At 71.8% G+C, this 13,623-nt stretch carries 14 protein-coding genes and 2 tRNA genes; 9 read left to right on the forward strand and 7 right to left on the reverse strand.

The window, feature by feature from the left end; all coding sequences use genetic code 11:
- The first annotated feature begins 666 nt into the window (after window positions 1-666).
- On the forward strand, window positions 667-900 hold the full coding sequence (locus tag HCK04_RS05695; RefSeq protein WP_142645805.1) for a hypothetical protein: 234 nt from the start codon (window positions 667-669) through the stop codon (window positions 898-900).
- A complete protein-coding gene (locus HCK04_RS43400) occupies window positions 879-3,350 on the forward strand; it encodes an HNH endonuclease signature motif containing protein (protein ID WP_142645806.1) in 2,472 nt (823 codons plus the stop codon). The genes HCK04_RS05695 and HCK04_RS43400 overlap by 22 nt, the downstream gene beginning before the upstream one ends.
- 436 nt (window positions 3,351-3,786) lie before the next feature.
- Here HCK04_RS43400 and HCK04_RS05705 read toward each other — a convergent pair whose 3' ends face one another.
- The 3 genes from HCK04_RS05705 to HCK04_RS05715 all read right to left on the reverse strand — a co-directional run bounded on the left by HCK04_RS05705 (window position 3,787) and on the right by HCK04_RS05715 (window position 4,934).
- The gene (locus HCK04_RS05705; protein WP_142645807.1) at window positions 3,787-4,275 is read right to left on the reverse strand and encodes an aminoglycoside nucleotidyltransferase; all 489 of its coding nucleotides are present in this window, start codon (window positions 4,273-4,275) and stop codon (window positions 3,787-3,789) included.
- A gap of 59 nt (window positions 4,276-4,334) precedes the next feature.
- Window positions 4,335-4,407 (reverse strand) — tRNA-Ala (locus HCK04_RS05710).
- A 71-nt stretch (window positions 4,408-4,478) separates the two neighbouring features.
- Window positions 4,479-4,934, reverse strand: a complete 456-nt coding sequence (locus tag HCK04_RS05715) for a rhodanese-like domain-containing protein (RefSeq protein ID WP_142645808.1) — start codon at window positions 4,932-4,934, stop codon at window positions 4,479-4,481.
- 72 nt (window positions 4,935-5,006) lie between these two features.
- Here HCK04_RS05715 and ftrA point away from each other — a divergent pair, with 72 nt between their 5' ends.
- Window positions 5,007-6,059 carry a transcriptional regulator FtrA gene (ftrA, locus tag HCK04_RS05720; protein WP_142645809.1) on the forward strand — a complete coding sequence of 351 codons (1,053 nt, stop codon included), beginning with the start codon at window positions 5,007-5,009 and terminating at the stop codon, window positions 6,057-6,059.
- Here the strand turns inward: ftrA and HCK04_RS05725 are convergent.
- The gene (locus tag HCK04_RS05725) at window positions 5,972-7,354 is read right to left on the reverse strand and encodes a SpoIIE family protein phosphatase (protein WP_168065684.1); all 1,383 of its coding nucleotides are present in this window, start codon (window positions 7,352-7,354) and stop codon (window positions 5,972-5,974) included. The genes ftrA and HCK04_RS05725 overlap by 88 nt on opposite strands.
- A 96-nt stretch (window positions 7,355-7,450) precedes the next feature.
- Window positions 7,451-8,170 (reverse strand): class I SAM-dependent methyltransferase, encoded by a 720-nt coding sequence (locus HCK04_RS05730; protein ID WP_205829875.1) that lies wholly within the window; start codon window positions 8,168-8,170, stop codon window positions 7,451-7,453.
- A 150-nt stretch (window positions 8,171-8,320) separates the two neighbouring features.
- Here HCK04_RS05730 and HCK04_RS43405 point away from each other — a divergent pair, with 150 nt between their 5' ends.
- Both HCK04_RS43405 and HCK04_RS05740 read left to right on the forward strand, forming a co-directional pair.
- Window positions 8,321-8,443 (forward strand): hypothetical protein, encoded by a 123-nt coding sequence (locus HCK04_RS43405; RefSeq protein ID WP_260617129.1) that lies wholly within the window; start codon window positions 8,321-8,323, stop codon window positions 8,441-8,443.
- A gap of 488 nt (window positions 8,444-8,931) precedes the next feature.
- Window positions 8,932-9,102, forward strand: a complete 171-nt coding sequence (locus HCK04_RS05740; protein ID WP_168065686.1) for a hypothetical protein — start codon at window positions 8,932-8,934, stop codon at window positions 9,100-9,102.
- Here the strand turns inward: HCK04_RS05740 and HCK04_RS05745 are convergent.
- A complete protein-coding gene (locus tag HCK04_RS05745; protein WP_142645811.1) occupies window positions 9,099-9,662 on the reverse strand; it encodes an XRE family transcriptional regulator in 564 nt (187 codons plus the stop codon). The genes HCK04_RS05740 and HCK04_RS05745 overlap by 4 nt on opposite strands.
- 67 nt (window positions 9,663-9,729) lie before the next feature.
- Between HCK04_RS05745 and HCK04_RS05750 the strand changes: the two genes are divergently transcribed.
- Both HCK04_RS05750 and HCK04_RS05755 read left to right on the forward strand, forming a co-directional pair.
- Entirely contained in the window at window positions 9,730-10,437 is a 708-nt protein-coding gene (locus HCK04_RS05750; protein ID WP_142645812.1) for an AzlC family ABC transporter permease, read from the forward strand.
- Complete coding sequence (locus HCK04_RS05755; protein ID WP_142645813.1) at window positions 10,428-10,736, forward strand: AzlD domain-containing protein; 309 nt, start codon at window positions 10,428-10,430, stop codon at window positions 10,734-10,736. The genes HCK04_RS05750 and HCK04_RS05755 overlap by 10 nt, the downstream gene beginning before the upstream one ends.
- A gap of 617 nt (window positions 10,737-11,353) precedes the next feature.
- On the opposite strand, the gene HCK04_RS05760 is transcribed toward HCK04_RS05755, so the two are convergent.
- Window positions 11,354-11,426, reverse strand: a tRNA-Ala gene (locus tag HCK04_RS05760).
- A gap of 93 nt (window positions 11,427-11,519) precedes the next feature.
- On the opposite strand from HCK04_RS05760, the gene HCK04_RS05765 reads away from it, so the two are divergent.
- Together HCK04_RS05765 and HCK04_RS05770 are read left to right on the forward strand one after the other, a co-directional pair.
- Window positions 11,520-12,434, forward strand: coding sequence for an RNA polymerase sigma-70 factor (locus HCK04_RS05765; RefSeq protein ID WP_142645814.1), 915 nt, complete (start codon window positions 11,520-11,522; stop codon window positions 12,432-12,434).
- Window positions 12,431-13,591: an NAD(P)-binding protein gene (locus tag HCK04_RS05770; RefSeq protein WP_142645815.1), complete on the forward strand. Its 1,161-nt coding sequence runs from the start codon at window positions 12,431-12,433 to the stop codon at window positions 13,589-13,591. Before HCK04_RS05765 ends, HCK04_RS05770 begins: the two co-directional genes overlap by 4 nt.
- Window positions 13,592-13,623 lie beyond the last annotated feature (32 nt).

Raw genomic sequence — 13,623 nt, forward strand, 5'->3', positions numbered from 1 at the left:
TGCTGGGTAGCGCCTGCCGCACCCTGAGCGGCGGTGCCTTCACTGCCGCTGGCAGGGCTTCTCCAGCCACAGCATCTGGCTGGCCTGCCCGGCCACGGCGAACACCCCTTGACCAGGGCGGTCCCCTCAATCTGTGATCCCAAGAGATTCTTAGTTGATCTTGCACAGGCCCCAGAGAGACGAGAAAATTAATACAAGCTTTCGAATCTCTTGATGGAGGTGTGATGGATCTGTTCGACGTCGATCCTGAGCACCTTCGTCATTCGAATGGCCCTGACGACGGTTGGTGGGACCGTCTGATCGCCAATTCTCCGCTATGGTCGTCCGACGGCTCATCCGCCCGCGAGCCCTTCCCGATCATCAACTTCGAGCGCCGGCAGCACGCCGACACACCCGTTGCCGAGAGCGTGGACGCCCCGGGCGCGGACGTCCCCGGCACGCATACCGACAGCGCAGATAGCGACGGCGCGAATGCCAAGCGTGGGGCTGCCATCGGTGCGAATGCCGCTGGCACGAACGGTGCCGGAGCAGATGCCGCGCGTGGAGCTGCCGACAGCGCGGGATCTGACGCCGATGCCGCCCGTGAGGCTCCCGACACTCCCGACAGTGCGGCATTCGCCGGTGTGAATGCCGCTGGCGCGAATGGCGCTGGCTCAGGTGCCACGCGTGGGGCTGCCGACGGCGCGGACGCTGCTGGCACAAACGGCACTGGCGCGAATGACCCTGGCGCGGCCGGCCCGAGTGCTGGTGCGGGTGCGGGTGGGGGTGCTTCCGAGGGTGTGGGCGGTCGTGATCGTGGCCGTGATCGTGGCCGTGGTCGTGGTCGGGGCCAGCGCCGTGTGCGGTCGTCGTGGGTGGTGGTGGGGTCGGTTCGTGAGGTGGCCCAAGAGCTGGCGCTGACCCCGCTTCCCGACGATGTGGACATGTGCCTGGCCGAGGCGGAGGAGTTGCTGTTCGCCCGGGATCGGATCACCAGCGCCCTGGCCGATCGGGTGGGGCGGGTGCATCGGGCGGGGCAGGCCAGGCAGCATGGGCATGCCTCCACCCGGTGCTGGTTGCGCACCAGTGGGGGGATGACGGTGGGCGGTGCGGGCTGCCTGCTCACGTTGGGGGCGGAACTGCCGCGCCTCCCCGTCGTGCGGGAGAAGTTCGCCACGGGTGAGCTGGCGGCGGGGGTGGTGGAGGCCATCTGCGCCGCTGTGGCCGGACTAACCGACGAGCAGGCCGGCCTGGCGGAGCCGATCCTGGTGGACCTGGCCGCCAAAGCGGGGGCGGCGGAAGTCGCCAAGGCCGGCCGCCACCTGCGGGCGGTGCTCGACCCCGATGGGGAAGAACGCGACGAGCGGGCCGATTACGGGAGGCGGTTCCTGCGGGTCCGCCCGGGCAAGGGCGGCGGCGTGGAAGGAGAGTTCTACCTGCCGCGTGAGGCCGGCGCCCGGTTGATGGCCTTGTTGCAGGCGTACGCCAAGCTGAGGGCGCAGGGGGATGACCGCCCGCTGACGGTACGTCAGGCCGACGCGCTGATCGCCCTGCTGGAGCAGAAGATCGTCACCGAGCTCCTCGTCGTGGTCAGCGCCGAATCCCTCCCCACCGACCCCGAAACCACCGACCCCACCGACGACAACCCACACCCCGCCGACGACACCAGCGACCCGGCCACCCAAGACCCCGCTGCCCCGGCCACCGACGACACCAACCCCGACGCCACCGGAAGCGCCGACGACCTGAGCCGGGCCGATGACACCGTTTCCGGCGCGTTGGGCGACCCCGGCGCTGCGGACGGCACCGACGACCCCGACATCCCGGAGGAGTTCAACGCTGCCCATGCCGAGGCCGAGGCCGGGGCCGGGGCCGGGGCGGAAGCGGGTGCCGGGAGCGCTGACGACATTAGCGACTCTGCGCCTCACAAGGCCGACGACAATGTCTCCGACGCGATGAGCGCCGACGACTCCACCGAGGCCGAGGCAGGTGTTGGTGCGGGGAGCGACGCCGCTGCCGACGGAGCCACGGACGCCGGTGCCCGGAGCGCTGGCGACGCTTGCGCTACAGCGGTGACCGGCATCGATGACGTGCGCGAAGCCGAGGCCGACCCCGCCACCAATTGCGCCACCACCCCTGCCACCGACTCTGCCACCGACTCCGCCCCTGGCTCCGCCGATGCCACGGCCGGACTTCGCAACGAGGAGCCTTGCGGTTGCGGAGCCGGTGAGCGCGAGGCCGGTGCGCGGCGGCCCGGCGAGTGCGAGCCCCGCGACACCGCGAACACCGCCTCTGCCGAGGGCGACCACACCGCGAACGCCGACTCCCCAAAGGGCCGCGAGACCATCAGCACCAGCTCTGCCAAGCGCCACGAGACCGCGCCCGCCAAGGGCGATCGCTGCGACCGCGCCGCGACTCAGACAGGAGCACCGCATGCCCCGCGGCACGCGTCAGCATGCCCAGCCGACGATGGCGGGCATTCCCCCACAGCCCCTTCGGACATAGCGTCTTCGGGCGCGGCGGCTTCGGACGCGGCGGCTTCGGACGCGGCGGCTTCGGGCGCGGCGGCTTCGGACGCACAACCATCGCAGGCAGCACCCTCAGAGGCGGCATCTTCGGAGGCGGCATCTTCGGAGGCGGCGTGGCCGGATCCGCCGCCCGAGGACGCCTCCACACGTCACACCCACGCCGGGCCTCGGCCTGCGGGGGACTGCCGGCATGGCCAAGACACGCCGAGGACCTCGCAGGGAGCGTCACCGGGAACAGCGCAGGGTGCGTCACCCGGAGCAGCGCCAGGTGCGTCGGCAGGCACGATGCCCGGGGCGTTCTTGGGTGCGTCGCTGGGAGCGTCGGCGGGCACGATGCCCGGGGCGTCGCTGGGGTCGGCGCTGGGAGCGTCGGCAAGCACGCTGCTGGGGGCGTCTCTGGGAGGGGCGTTGGGAGGGCCGCTGGGGATGGTGCCGCCGGGGTTGTTGCTGGCGACCGGGCAGGTGCTGCCCGTCTCCAGCGTGCACCGCCTCGCCCGCACTTCCACTCTGGTGCGGATCGTCATGAACGCCGAGGGGCAGGTGCTCGACATGGGGCGCAAGGTCCGTCTGGCGACTCCTGCCCAGCGGCGGGCCATCTTCGCCCGGTATGCCACGTGCTGGGTCGACGGCTGCCCGCTCCCGGCGACCATGTGCCAGATCGACCACGCCGACAACTGGAGCACCGGCGGGCTCACGGACCTGAAGCTGCTGGGCCCGGCCTGCCAGTTCCACAACCGCGACCGCTACCAGCACCCCGACCGCTACACCCGCCGCAACGTCGGCGAAGACCGCTGGGCCTTCACCTACCACCGCCTCGGAAGAGCACGGCGGCTACGGGAATGACCGCCCAAGCCGAGGGCCGAGGGCCGACGAGAGGGTCACCGGTGCGCTGTCCACGGGGGCTTCACCGTGCTCACAGGGCTTCACCGTGCTCACAGGGCTTCACCGTGCTCACAGGGCTTCACAGTGCGGCACGGCGGCATGGGCAGCCGCCGGGAAGTCAGGCGTCGAGGCAGCCCTGCACGGCCTCGACGGGATCGACGTGGGAGACCTTCATGAACCACCGCGACTCGTAGGCGCCGACGTGCGGCAGGTGTCCCAGAGCGTACGGCGGTTCCAGTGGTGCGCCGGGACGAAGCCGAACGTCACGATGTCGCCGGTCGAAGGGCCGGATTGGATACCGCCTGCATCAGTCGGCCGCGAATGGCCCCACGACGAAACGCCGTCCCTGGTGGTCGCGGATTTGCGTGAGCGCGTCCTGTGCCTCATTTGCCAGTGATCATCGATGAGCCGGCGGAATCTCGAAGCCGAACGTCTCCCCCAGCGCACGAACGTCCCTGCGGTCCTTTTCCTGCGGTGGGTATGCCGTCTTGAAGGCGAACATCCACTCCGGAGCGACGCAGTCCACGGTATGGCCGTTGATCGTGCCCTGTCCGGTGAGCGAGCCGTAGGGGTACGCGATCCCGTAGACGTGGTTTCCGGCTTCGTCATATTCGAAGACGTGCACGTCGACGCTGTGGCCCCGGCCGTCGGTCAGGACGTAGTTCCACGCGGTGTCGTCGCCGTCGCGCCTCTTCACATAGCCGAGGCCCCGCATGTGCCCGGCGAAGTCCTCTTCGTCTCTGCGGTCCACGGCCAGGTCGAGATCCGGGTGATCTCTCGTCTGCCTGCCCAGGAGGGCGTCCACGCACCAGCCGCCGTCGATCCAGACCTTCACCCCGCGCTCGGCGAGATGCTCGTAGATGCGGCAGACCGTTTCGGCGTCCATCAGAACGCCGAAAGCCGCCCTCCGGGCGGAGGACGGCTCTCTTGGTGATCCGGTCACTGTGGAGCTATGGGGATTCGAACCCCAGACCCCTTCCATGCCATGGAAGTGCGCTACCAGCTGCGCTATAGCCCCTTGCCACACCGCGTCGGCGATGCCCCGCCAGTGTATAGGACTTCCGCGGTGTGGGTGTAACCGAGAACGTTTCAGCAGGCGCAGGCGGCTCCCGCGGGGGCGGTGAGCGGGTCGGCCGGCCGGGTGCGCACTCCGGAGGGCCCGACGACCGGGAAGCCCTCACGCGCCCAGTATTCGAAGCCGCCGATCATCTCCTTGACCCGGTAGCCCAGCCGGGCGAACTCCAGGGCCGCGCGGGTGGCGCCGTTGCAGCCCGGCCCCCAGCAGTAGGTGACCACGGTCACATCACGGGGGATCAGCGCGGGCGCCCGGGCGGCGATCTCGGCCGTGGGCAGGTGGACGGCCCCTTCGATGCGGCCCTGCCGCCAGCTCTCCGCGCTGCGGCAGTCGACCACCACGATCGCCGGCTCCCCGGAGAGCAGGTCGGCGCGTACGTCGGACACGTCGGTCTCGAAGGTCAGGCGGGCGGAGAAGTGGGCGACGGCGGCGGGCGGCTCGGCGGCGGGCGTGTGCGTTACGGCGGACATGCCGACCAGGGTGCCCGGCCGCCCTGCCATGCCAGAAGAGGCGTGAACGCCCGATATCGCTAATATTCCGCCATGCTCCCGCTCCCCGACCGGAGCCGTACCGTGTCGGTGCTGGCCTTCGACGGCATGAGCCCCTTCGAGCTGGGCTGCGTCGTCGAGGTCTTCGGGCTGCCCCGCCCGGAGCTGGACGTCCCCTGGTATGAGCTGGCCGTGTGCGCGGAGAGGCCCGGCCCGCTGCGGGCGGTCGGCGGGTTCACGATCGAGGCGGCGCACGGGCTGGACGTCTTCGCCGGGGCGCGGACCGTGATCGTGCCCGGAGTCCCGGACGTGCGGGCGGAGATCTCCCCCGCCCTCACGGACGCCCTGCGCCGGGCGCACGACGGCGGGGCACGGGTCGTGTCGATCTGCTCGGGCGCGTTCGCGCTCGCCGCCGCCGGGCTGCTCGACGGGCGGGCCGCGACGACCCACTGGCGGTACGCCGCGCTGCTCCAGCGGCGTTTCCCCGAGGTCCGGGTGGATCCCGGAGTGCTGTACGTGGACGAGGGCGACGTGCTGACCAGCGCGGGCAGCGCGGCGGGCCTCGACCTGCTCGTCCATCTGGTGCGCCGTGACCACGGGCCGAGCGTGGCCAACGCGGTGGCCCGCAGGCTGGTGGTCACGCCGCACCGGGAGGGCGGGCAGGCGCAGTTCGTCGAGACGCCGGTCGCGGAGGTGGAGGCCGGTGATCCGGTGGGCAGGGCGATGGACTGGGTGCTGGCCGATCTCACCCGGCCGGTCACGGTCGCCGCGCTGGCCCGGGTCGCCGGGATGTCCGAGCGCGGCTTCATCCGGCACTTCGGCCGCCGCACCGGGACGAGCCCCCTGCGGTGGGTGATCGCGCAGCGGATCGCCGCCAGCCTGCCGCTCCTGGAGGCGACGACGGCTCCCATCGAGGAGGTGGCGGCCGCCGTCGGGTTCGAGAGCCCGGTGACGTTCCGCCACCATTTCGGCCGTTCGATGCGTACGTCGCCGTCGGCGTACCGGAAGGCGTTCCGGCGTCAGGGGATCGCCAGCGAGAACCAGACCGTCTTGCCTCCGGCGACCCGGCTGGTCCCCCAGTGCTCGGCGAGCTGGTTGACCAGGTAGAGCCCCCTGCCCTCCTCGTCGAGCGGGCCGGGCTCGTGCACCACCGGCAGCCGGTGGTCGTCGTCGCTGACCTCGCACAGCAGGTGGTCGGTGCGCAGCAGCCTGATGGTGATGGGCCGCTGGGTGTGCTGCACGGCGTTGGTGACCAGCTCTCCGGCGAGCAGCTCGGCCACCGGGATCATCGACGTGAGACCCCACGAGCCGAGCGTCCGGCGGACCAGGCCGCGTACGCGCGACGGCGTCGTCGGCAGGGGCTCCAGCAGCCACTGGGCGACGTGCTCGCTGGGGATGCCGCGGAACCGGATGGCCAGCACGGTGACGTCGTCGGTCCTCTCGGCGGACAGCACGTCGTCGCTCAGCGCCTCGATCGAGGCGCCGTTCGCGAGCCTGCGGCGCAGCGACTCGACGCTGAGCCCGATGTCCTGCCCGCGCTCCTCCACGAGCCCGTCGGTGTAGAGGACGAGCATGCTGCCGTCCTCCGCCGCGATCTCCATGGTCTCGAACGGCGTGCGGCCCAGCCCGATCGGCGGGCACCGGGGCGGCGACAGCACCTCCGCCTTGCCGTCCGCGCCCAGCAGGATCGGCGGCAGGTGCCCGGCGCTCGCGATCGTGCACCTGCGCAGCACCGGGTCGTACACGCAGTAGACGCAGGTGGTGAGCGTCTGCGCGGCCAGCCGCTGGGCCATCTCGTCGAGGGAATGGAGCACCTGCTCGGCCGGCAGGTCGAGCGAGGCGAGGGTCTGCACGGCCGTGCGGAGCTGGCCCATCACGGCCGCGGCGGCCAGCCCGTGCCCCATGACGTCGCCGACGACCAGGGCCACTCTGCTGCCCGGCAGCGGGATGACGTCGTACCAGTCGCCGCCCACCCGGTCCGCGGCCGGCTTGTAGCGGTAGGAGATCTCCAGCCCGGGCAGGTCGGGCGGGTCGCCCGGCCGCATGCCGCGCTGGAGGGTCTCCAGGGTCTCGTCCTGCTGGCGGTCGCGCCGCCCGTGGTGGATGGCGAGCGCGGCGGGCACGGCGAGCTGCCCGGCGGCGAGCACGTGGGCCTCCCCGAAGGGCGGCCGCCGGCTGTCCCGCGCCAGCAGCGCGCAGCCGACGGGCTCGCCGTACGCCCTGAGGGGTACGGCGAGCAGGTGCTCGTCGAGCAGCGCCGCCTCACGGATCTCGTCGCCGGCCCAGCGCGGCGGCAGCCGTCCGTCCGGATCGACCCGGTGCCAGACGGCGCCGTCCACGTAGACCGCGGCGGCGTCGGCCAGCTCCGGGACCACCGCCTCGCAGAGGACCCTCGTCGTCATGTCCGGGCCCTGACTCTCGCCCATGGCCCGGACGACACCGCTGACGTGACTCAGTACGGCGAACGGCTCCCCGCCTCCCGACACGGGTGTGGCCGCTCAGAATTGGTCACGCCGGCAGTTGACGAAGAGCTGGATTTCCGGCGGCGCCTGTGTGGTCGCGGGAGCATACGAAATGTGATTCTCCGACAGCACGCTGAAACCGGCGGCTTCGACGACCTCGCGCAACTCGTCGCGCAGATATCCGGTCACCCGCACCGGAGCGCCGAGAAACTGGAAAGGAACGTCGTCGAGGTCGATTTCCACCATGCTCAGCGAGAACAGGCCGCCGGGGGCGAGCACACCGTGGATCGCGCGGAGCGCCTGCTCGATTTCGGCCCGGGGCAGCATGAGCAGGCTGAAGAACGCCGTCGCGGCGTCGAACACGCCGAGCGAGTCGTCGAGGTCGAGCACGTCGCGTTCGAGGAACGTCCCGGTCGGCACGTTCTTGCGCGCCAGATCGAGCATGACCGGGGAGATGTCGATGCCGGTGACCTCGCAGCCCGCCTCGGCGAACTGCTGCGCCGTGGGCGACCCGGTGCCGCAGCCGACGTCGAGGACGCGCGATCCCGGCTTGAGCTGCTTGATCATCCATTCACCGGCGGCCACCTGGCCTTCCTTGTGCGGGAAGGCCTCGTCGTACCGGCCGCCGATGCGATTGAACGCCTCAGCTTGGATGGCGCGGTACTCCTGACGCGGATTGTCCGGTCCTGATTCGATTGTCATCGTCGCCGCCGTATTGATCAGCCGTCTTTTGCCTTCTTCTAGATAGGGGACCACACCCTGACAAGTCAAGACATTGCACGGCCAAAAAGGCATTTCGGCCATCAAATGTGTCAAAGATCGTTGTCAACTCCGCTCGGCATGCCGATATGCCAGATGTCAGACCAGGGAGGGTTCGCGTGATCGGCGAGGTCCGCGAGGCACGGCATGGCCGCCGTCACGGTCACCCCGTACGACGACGGCGGCCGGATCGACGAGCCGGCGCTCGCGGGCGTCGTCGAACGGCTGACGAGGGGCCGGTCTGGCTGTGCGCTGTACGCCCGCCGATGACCGAGTCGAGCGGCCCCGGCCGCCAGCGGGTTTCGGACATCCGGCGTACGCTCACCTGAGCCCGCTTCCCGGCGAGGACCGCCTCGGGCTTCCTCGGGCCACGTGGGCCGGTCGCGCCACAGCACGGTGACGCTGCCGGGAGTCGATCCTGGTCACCGGGGCGACCTTCGCCGCGCACCCGTCGCCCGAGGGCGGCACTGCCCTGCTCACCGCGTTCGGCGCGAGCGTCGGCCCGTGGTGGACCTACTTCGGCAGCAGCGCCGAGGCGGGCAGCCGGGTCATCGCCGCATCGGACGACCCGGGGCGGCTCGCCCGGTCCGCCTACACCTTCCTTCACCTGCCGATGGTCGCGGGCATCGTCGTGTCGGCCGTGGCCGACGAACTCGTGATCCACCACCCGGGCGGCCACATGGCGCCCGGAACGGCGACCGCCATCCTGGGCGGCCCCGCGCTCTTCCTCATCGGGCACGCGCTGTTCAGGCGGGCGTGTGGGGCGTGTCCCACGGTCGCATCTCGCGGGGGTGCTCGTCCTCGCCGCTCTCGGGGCGATCGCCCCGCCGGCGCCGCCCCTCGCGCTCGCAGCGTGCGCCACCGCGACCGTGGCGGGCGTCGCCGTCTGGGCGGCCGTCGTCCGCAGTGGCGAGCCGCAGGCCGCCTAGACGTGCTCCATGACGATGACCGCGGTGGTGTCGGGTTCGAGTGCCTCGAAGATGTGGGGGGCGTCGCCGGGATAGGCGATGTAGTCGCCCGGCCCGAGCTCCACCGGTTCCTCCGCGGGCCCGGCCAGGGCGCGTCCGGTGCCGATGAGCAGGTGCTCGACGGTGCCGGCCATGTGCGGGTCCGAGGTGCGCGGCGGGCCCGGCTGGGCCGAGATCCGGTAGAGGTCGCGCCGCGCGTTGGGCGGGCACGACGCCAGCAGGGTGGCCGCATAACTGGCCTGCTCGGAGTAGGTCGCGGGCCCCTCCCCCGCCCGGATCACCCGTACGGCCGGCCGGGGCGGGTCCACGAGGCGGCTGAACGGCACGCCGAGGGCGACCCCGAGCGCCCACAGCGTCTCCACGCTCGGGTTGCCGACGCCCGACTCAAGCTGGGAGAGCGTGGACTTGGCGATGCCCGCGCGCTTGGCCAGCTCGGTCAGCGACAGGCCGGCCCGCTCACGCTCCTTGCGGATCGACCCGGCGATGAGCGTGATCAGGTCGAAGGACGGCCTCTCACCCATGTGTTCGCTCCACACTTCCACTTGTTCGACTTGACGAACACCATCATCGTTGTTCACTCTACTGGACATGCATTCGCTCTGGCGAACACTTGATCGCGGCACGCTCCGCGACATCGCCCTGGTGTGCCTCGCCGACGCCATGGTGGGCGCCGCGTTCGGCGCGATCAGCGTGTCCGGCGGCCTGCCCGCGTGGGTGCCGGTCGTCATGTCCCTGCTGGTGTTCGCCGGAGGGGCGCAGTTCGCCGCGGTCGGCGTGGTGCTGTCCGGCGGCGCCCCGATCGCCGCCGTCGCGGCCGGTCTGGTGCTGAACGCGCGCCTGCTGCCGTTCGGCTTCGCGATCGGCGACGTCCTCGGCGGCCGGTGGTGGACCCGGCTCACCGGCGCGCACCTCATGACGGACGAAGCGGTGGCCTTCGTGCTGCGCGACGGCGATCCCCGGCGGCGTCACGCGGCGTTCTGGGCCTGCGGGCTCGGTCTGTTCGTGAGCTGGAACGCGGCCGTCGTGCTCGGCGTGCTGGCCGGGCGCGGCATCGGCGACACCGGCGCCCTGGGGCTGGACGCGGCCTTCCCCGCCGTGTTGCTCGCCCTCGTGCTGCCCTCCCTGACGGAACGGAACGCCCGGACCGCCACCCTGCGGCGAGCCTGCCTTCTGGGTGGGGTGGTCGCGGTGGCGGCCACGCCGTTCCTGCCCGCGGGCCTGCCGGTGCTGCTCGCCCTGACCGGTCTCGTGCTCGCCGTACGGACCCCTTCCGGTGCGGAGGTCCCATGCCCCTGATCGCCGTCCTCGCGCTGGCCGCCGGCACCTACGCGTTCCGCCTGGCCGGGCCGGTGCTGCGGCACCGGCTGCGTTTGCCCGGCCGCCTGCGTCACCTGCTGTCCGTCGCCGCGACCGTGCTGCTCATCGCCTTGGTGGCGACCTCGGCCCTCACCGAGGGGCAAGGCTTCGCCGGATGGGCCAGGCCCGCCGGGGTGCTCGTCGCCGGGATCCTCACGCTGCGGAAGGCGCCGTTCCCCCTGATCGTCGTCCTCGCCGCCGCCACCACCGCGATCCTCCGCCTCCTCGGCGTCCCCTGATCAGCGAAGGCGTCAGAAAAGAGAAAGATTGGGCAGCGGCTTTCCCGCCGTCTCGATCAGGCTTTCCGCTAGTCGATCTCGTTGCGGCGACGGCGTAGCGCGCCAAAGTCCCTGAAGGTGTTACCGAACTGGGCTCTGAGCACCTCTTCGATCACGTAGTGCCCGCCCGAAGAGGTAGGCCGCAGCCCTGGTGAGCCAGCACGGCCGACGCGCCCAGGACCCGAAGATCGCCAGCGCTTCGACCCCCGGGACATCGGCGAACTCCTGCTCTATGAACGCGTGCGGCCCGAACGACAAGGTCAGCAGTTCGGTGAGCGGCTTGGCATATCGGCCGTGCGCCTTGGCGCGAAGCAGATGCGCTCTGCCCACTCGGCGATCGAGGAGGAGCCCTGCCTCCACAGGCGACCCGCGAGTTCGGTCAGAGAGAACTCCCGCTCCGGCTGGAGGTACAGCAGTGCGAGCAGCTCCGCCTGGTGCCGGGAACGGAAGATCGGCAACAACGGCGGCGCTTCACTACGCATAGATGCAAGTCATCACCCATCTAAGTGGAGCTTCCGGGTGCTTGAGGCCTCGGGGACGACAAAAAGGGCGGTCGATCGACCGCCCTTGAGGTGTTGTGGAGCTATGGGGACTCGAACCCCAGACCCCTTCCATGCCATGGAAGTGCGCTACCAGCTGCGCTATAGCCCCTTGCGACGGAGCCAGTGTATAGGAGTCCGCGCGGCTGCGGTAATCGGACGAGCCGATGTCACATAACGGCGGGCATGATACGTCTGGCATGTCATGACCATCGAAGTCTTCACCGCGCACCGGAGCCTGCTCGCGGGCGTGGCCTACCGCATCCTCGGCAGCGCCGCGGACGCCGAGGACGTGGTCCAGGAGGCGTGGCTGCGCTGGGCGGAGGTGGACGCCGCGTCGGTGGCCGACCCGAAGGCCTACCTCGTGCGCGTCACCACCAACCTCGCCATCGACCGGCTGCGCCGGGTGCGGGCCAGGCGGGAGGCGTACGTCGGGCCCTGGCTGCCCGAGCCGATCATCGGCGCGCCGGACTCCGGGGACGCCGCGGAACACGCCGACAGCATCGAGCTGGCCCTCCTCGTCGTGCTGGAGACGCTGTCCCCGCTGGAACGGGCCGTGTTCGTCCTGCGGGAGGCGTTCGGCTTCTCCCACGGCGAGATCGCCGAGATCCTCGGCCGGGGCGAGCCCGCCGTACGGCAACTGGCCAGGCGCGCCCGCGACCACGTGCGCGAGCGCAGGCCGCGCTTCGACGTGGACCGGCGGGAACGGCGCACGATCACCGAGCGCTTCATCGCGGCCTGCACGGAAGGGGACATCGAGGGCCTGACGGCGCTGCTCGCCGCGGACGTGCGCATGGTCGGCGACGGCGGCGGCAAGGCGCGGGCGCCCCTGCGGGAGGTGACCGGCGCCATGCGGGTCGCCCGCTTCCTCCTCGCGATCGCGAGCGCGGAAGGCCGCAAGCGCTTCCTGGCCTCCATCGGCGCCAGCCCCGGCGAACGGATGGAGGTGGGGATCGCCGAGGTCAACGGCGGGCCCGCGATCGTCGCCTGGCTGGACGGCCGTCCCGTCACGGTCATCTCGCTGGTGATCAACGACGGACTGGTGGACACGGTCTACCTCATCGCCAACCCCGACAAGATGTCACGGATCGGGGCTCCGGATGCGTCCGGGAGTGCATGACAGAAAACATCACCATTGTGGGCGGCGGGCTCGCCGGCCTGACCGCCGCCATCGCCTGCGCGGAGGGCGGCGCGACCGTCGTCCTGCACGAGGCACATCACACCCTCGGCGGGCGCGCCCGCTCCACCGCCGCGCCGTACGTCGCCAACGACGGCACCCACGCCTTCTACGCCGACGGCCGGCCCTGGCGGTGGCTGGACGAGCGGGGGCTGGTCCGGCCGTACGCGGCAGTGCGGCCGGGGCACCTGGCCAGGGCGCGGTTCCGCCGCGACGGGAGGCTGACCGTACGGCCCCCGGCGGGGGTGCTGCGGATGATGGCCGGCCGGGCCGAGGCGCCGGTGGACGAGGACTTCGGCTCCTGGGCCACCCGGCGCTTCGGCGCCGAGGCCGCACGGGCCGCCGCCGGCATGCTCGGCATCGTCACCTACGAGTCGGACCCCGGCCGGCTGTCGGCGGCCTTCGCCTGGGAGCGGTTCCGGCGGGCGTTCGGCCCGCGCTACCCGGCCGTGCGCTACGTGATCGGCGGCTGGGGACGGGTGATCGACCGGATGGCGGCGCGGGCGCGCGACCTCGGCGTACGCATCGAGACCGGGTCGCGGCTCGACCGGCTGCCGGAGGGGCGGGTGATCGTGGCCACCTCCCTCGACGCCGCCCGCGGCCTGCTGGGCGACGACTCGCTGCGCTGGGAGAGCGGCCGGGCGGTGCTGCTCGACCTCGCGGTGCGGGCCGACCGGCGCGACCTGTTCCTCGTCAGCGACCTGGACGAGGGCGGCTTCCTGGAGCGCTACACGCTGCCCGACCCGTCGCTGGCGCCCGAGGGCGAGAGCCTCGTCCAGATGGAGATGCCGATGCGTCCCGGCGAGTCGAGGGCCGCGGCGATCGCGCGGCTGGAGCGGATCGCCGACCTGGCCCTGCCGGGCTGGCACGAGCGGACGACCTGGCGCCGCGACGCCGTGGCCGCCGGGCGCACCGGCGCGCTCGACCTGCCCGGCGCGACGTGGCGCGACCGGCCTGCGGTGCGGCGCGGCGACGGCGTGTGGCTGGCCGGCGACCAGGTCGCGGCGCCCGGCCTGCTCGGCGAGGTCTCGATCAACAGCGCGCTCGCGGCGGCCGAGGCCGCGCTCGCCGCGCGGCCCCTGTCCCGGCGTGCGGCCTGACGGAACGCGAACGGGCCCTTCCCCAGGAGGGG

Origin of the sequence: Microbispora sp. CL1-1 (assembly GCF_012034195.1) — a bacterium.
In the GTDB taxonomy this organism is placed as follows: Bacteria; Actinomycetota; Actinomycetes; order Streptosporangiales; family Streptosporangiaceae; genus Microbispora.

Bases quoted from the DNA above. Each gene is read 5' to 3' on its own strand.
- HCK04_RS05750 (WP_142645812.1), top strand. From the start codon at position 9,730: ATGCATTCGCTCTGGCGAACACTTGATCGCGGCACGCTCCGCGACATC.
- HCK04_RS05765 (WP_142645814.1), top strand. From the start codon at position 11,520: ATGACCATCGAAGTCTTCACCGCGCACCGGAGCCTGCTCGCGGGCGTG.
- HCK04_RS05770 (WP_142645815.1), top strand. From the start codon at position 12,431: ATGACAGAAAACATCACCATTGTGGGCGGCGGGCTCGCCGGCCTGACC.
- HCK04_RS05745 (WP_142645811.1), bottom strand. From the start codon at position 9,662: ATGGGTGAGAGGCCGTCCTTCGACCTGATCACGCTCATCGCCGGGTCG.
- HCK04_RS05705 (WP_142645807.1), bottom strand. From the start codon at position 4,275: ATGGACGCCGAAACGGTCTGCCGCATCTACGAGCATCTCGCCGAGCGC.
- HCK04_RS05715 (WP_142645808.1), bottom strand. From the start codon at position 4,934: ATGTCCGCCGTAACGCACACGCCCGCCGCCGAGCCGCCCGCCGCCGTC.
- ftrA (WP_142645809.1), top strand. From the start codon at position 5,007: ATGCTCCCGCTCCCCGACCGGAGCCGTACCGTGTCGGTGCTGGCCTTC.
- HCK04_RS05725 (WP_168065684.1), bottom strand. From the start codon at position 7,354: ATGACGACGAGGGTCCTCTGCGAGGCGGTGGTCCCGGAGCTGGCCGAC.
- HCK04_RS05755 (WP_142645813.1), top strand. From the start codon at position 10,428: ATGCCCCTGATCGCCGTCCTCGCGCTGGCCGCCGGCACCTACGCGTTC.
- HCK04_RS43405 (WP_260617129.1), top strand. From the start codon at position 8,321: ATGGCCGCCGTCACGGTCACCCCGTACGACGACGGCGGCCGGATCGAC.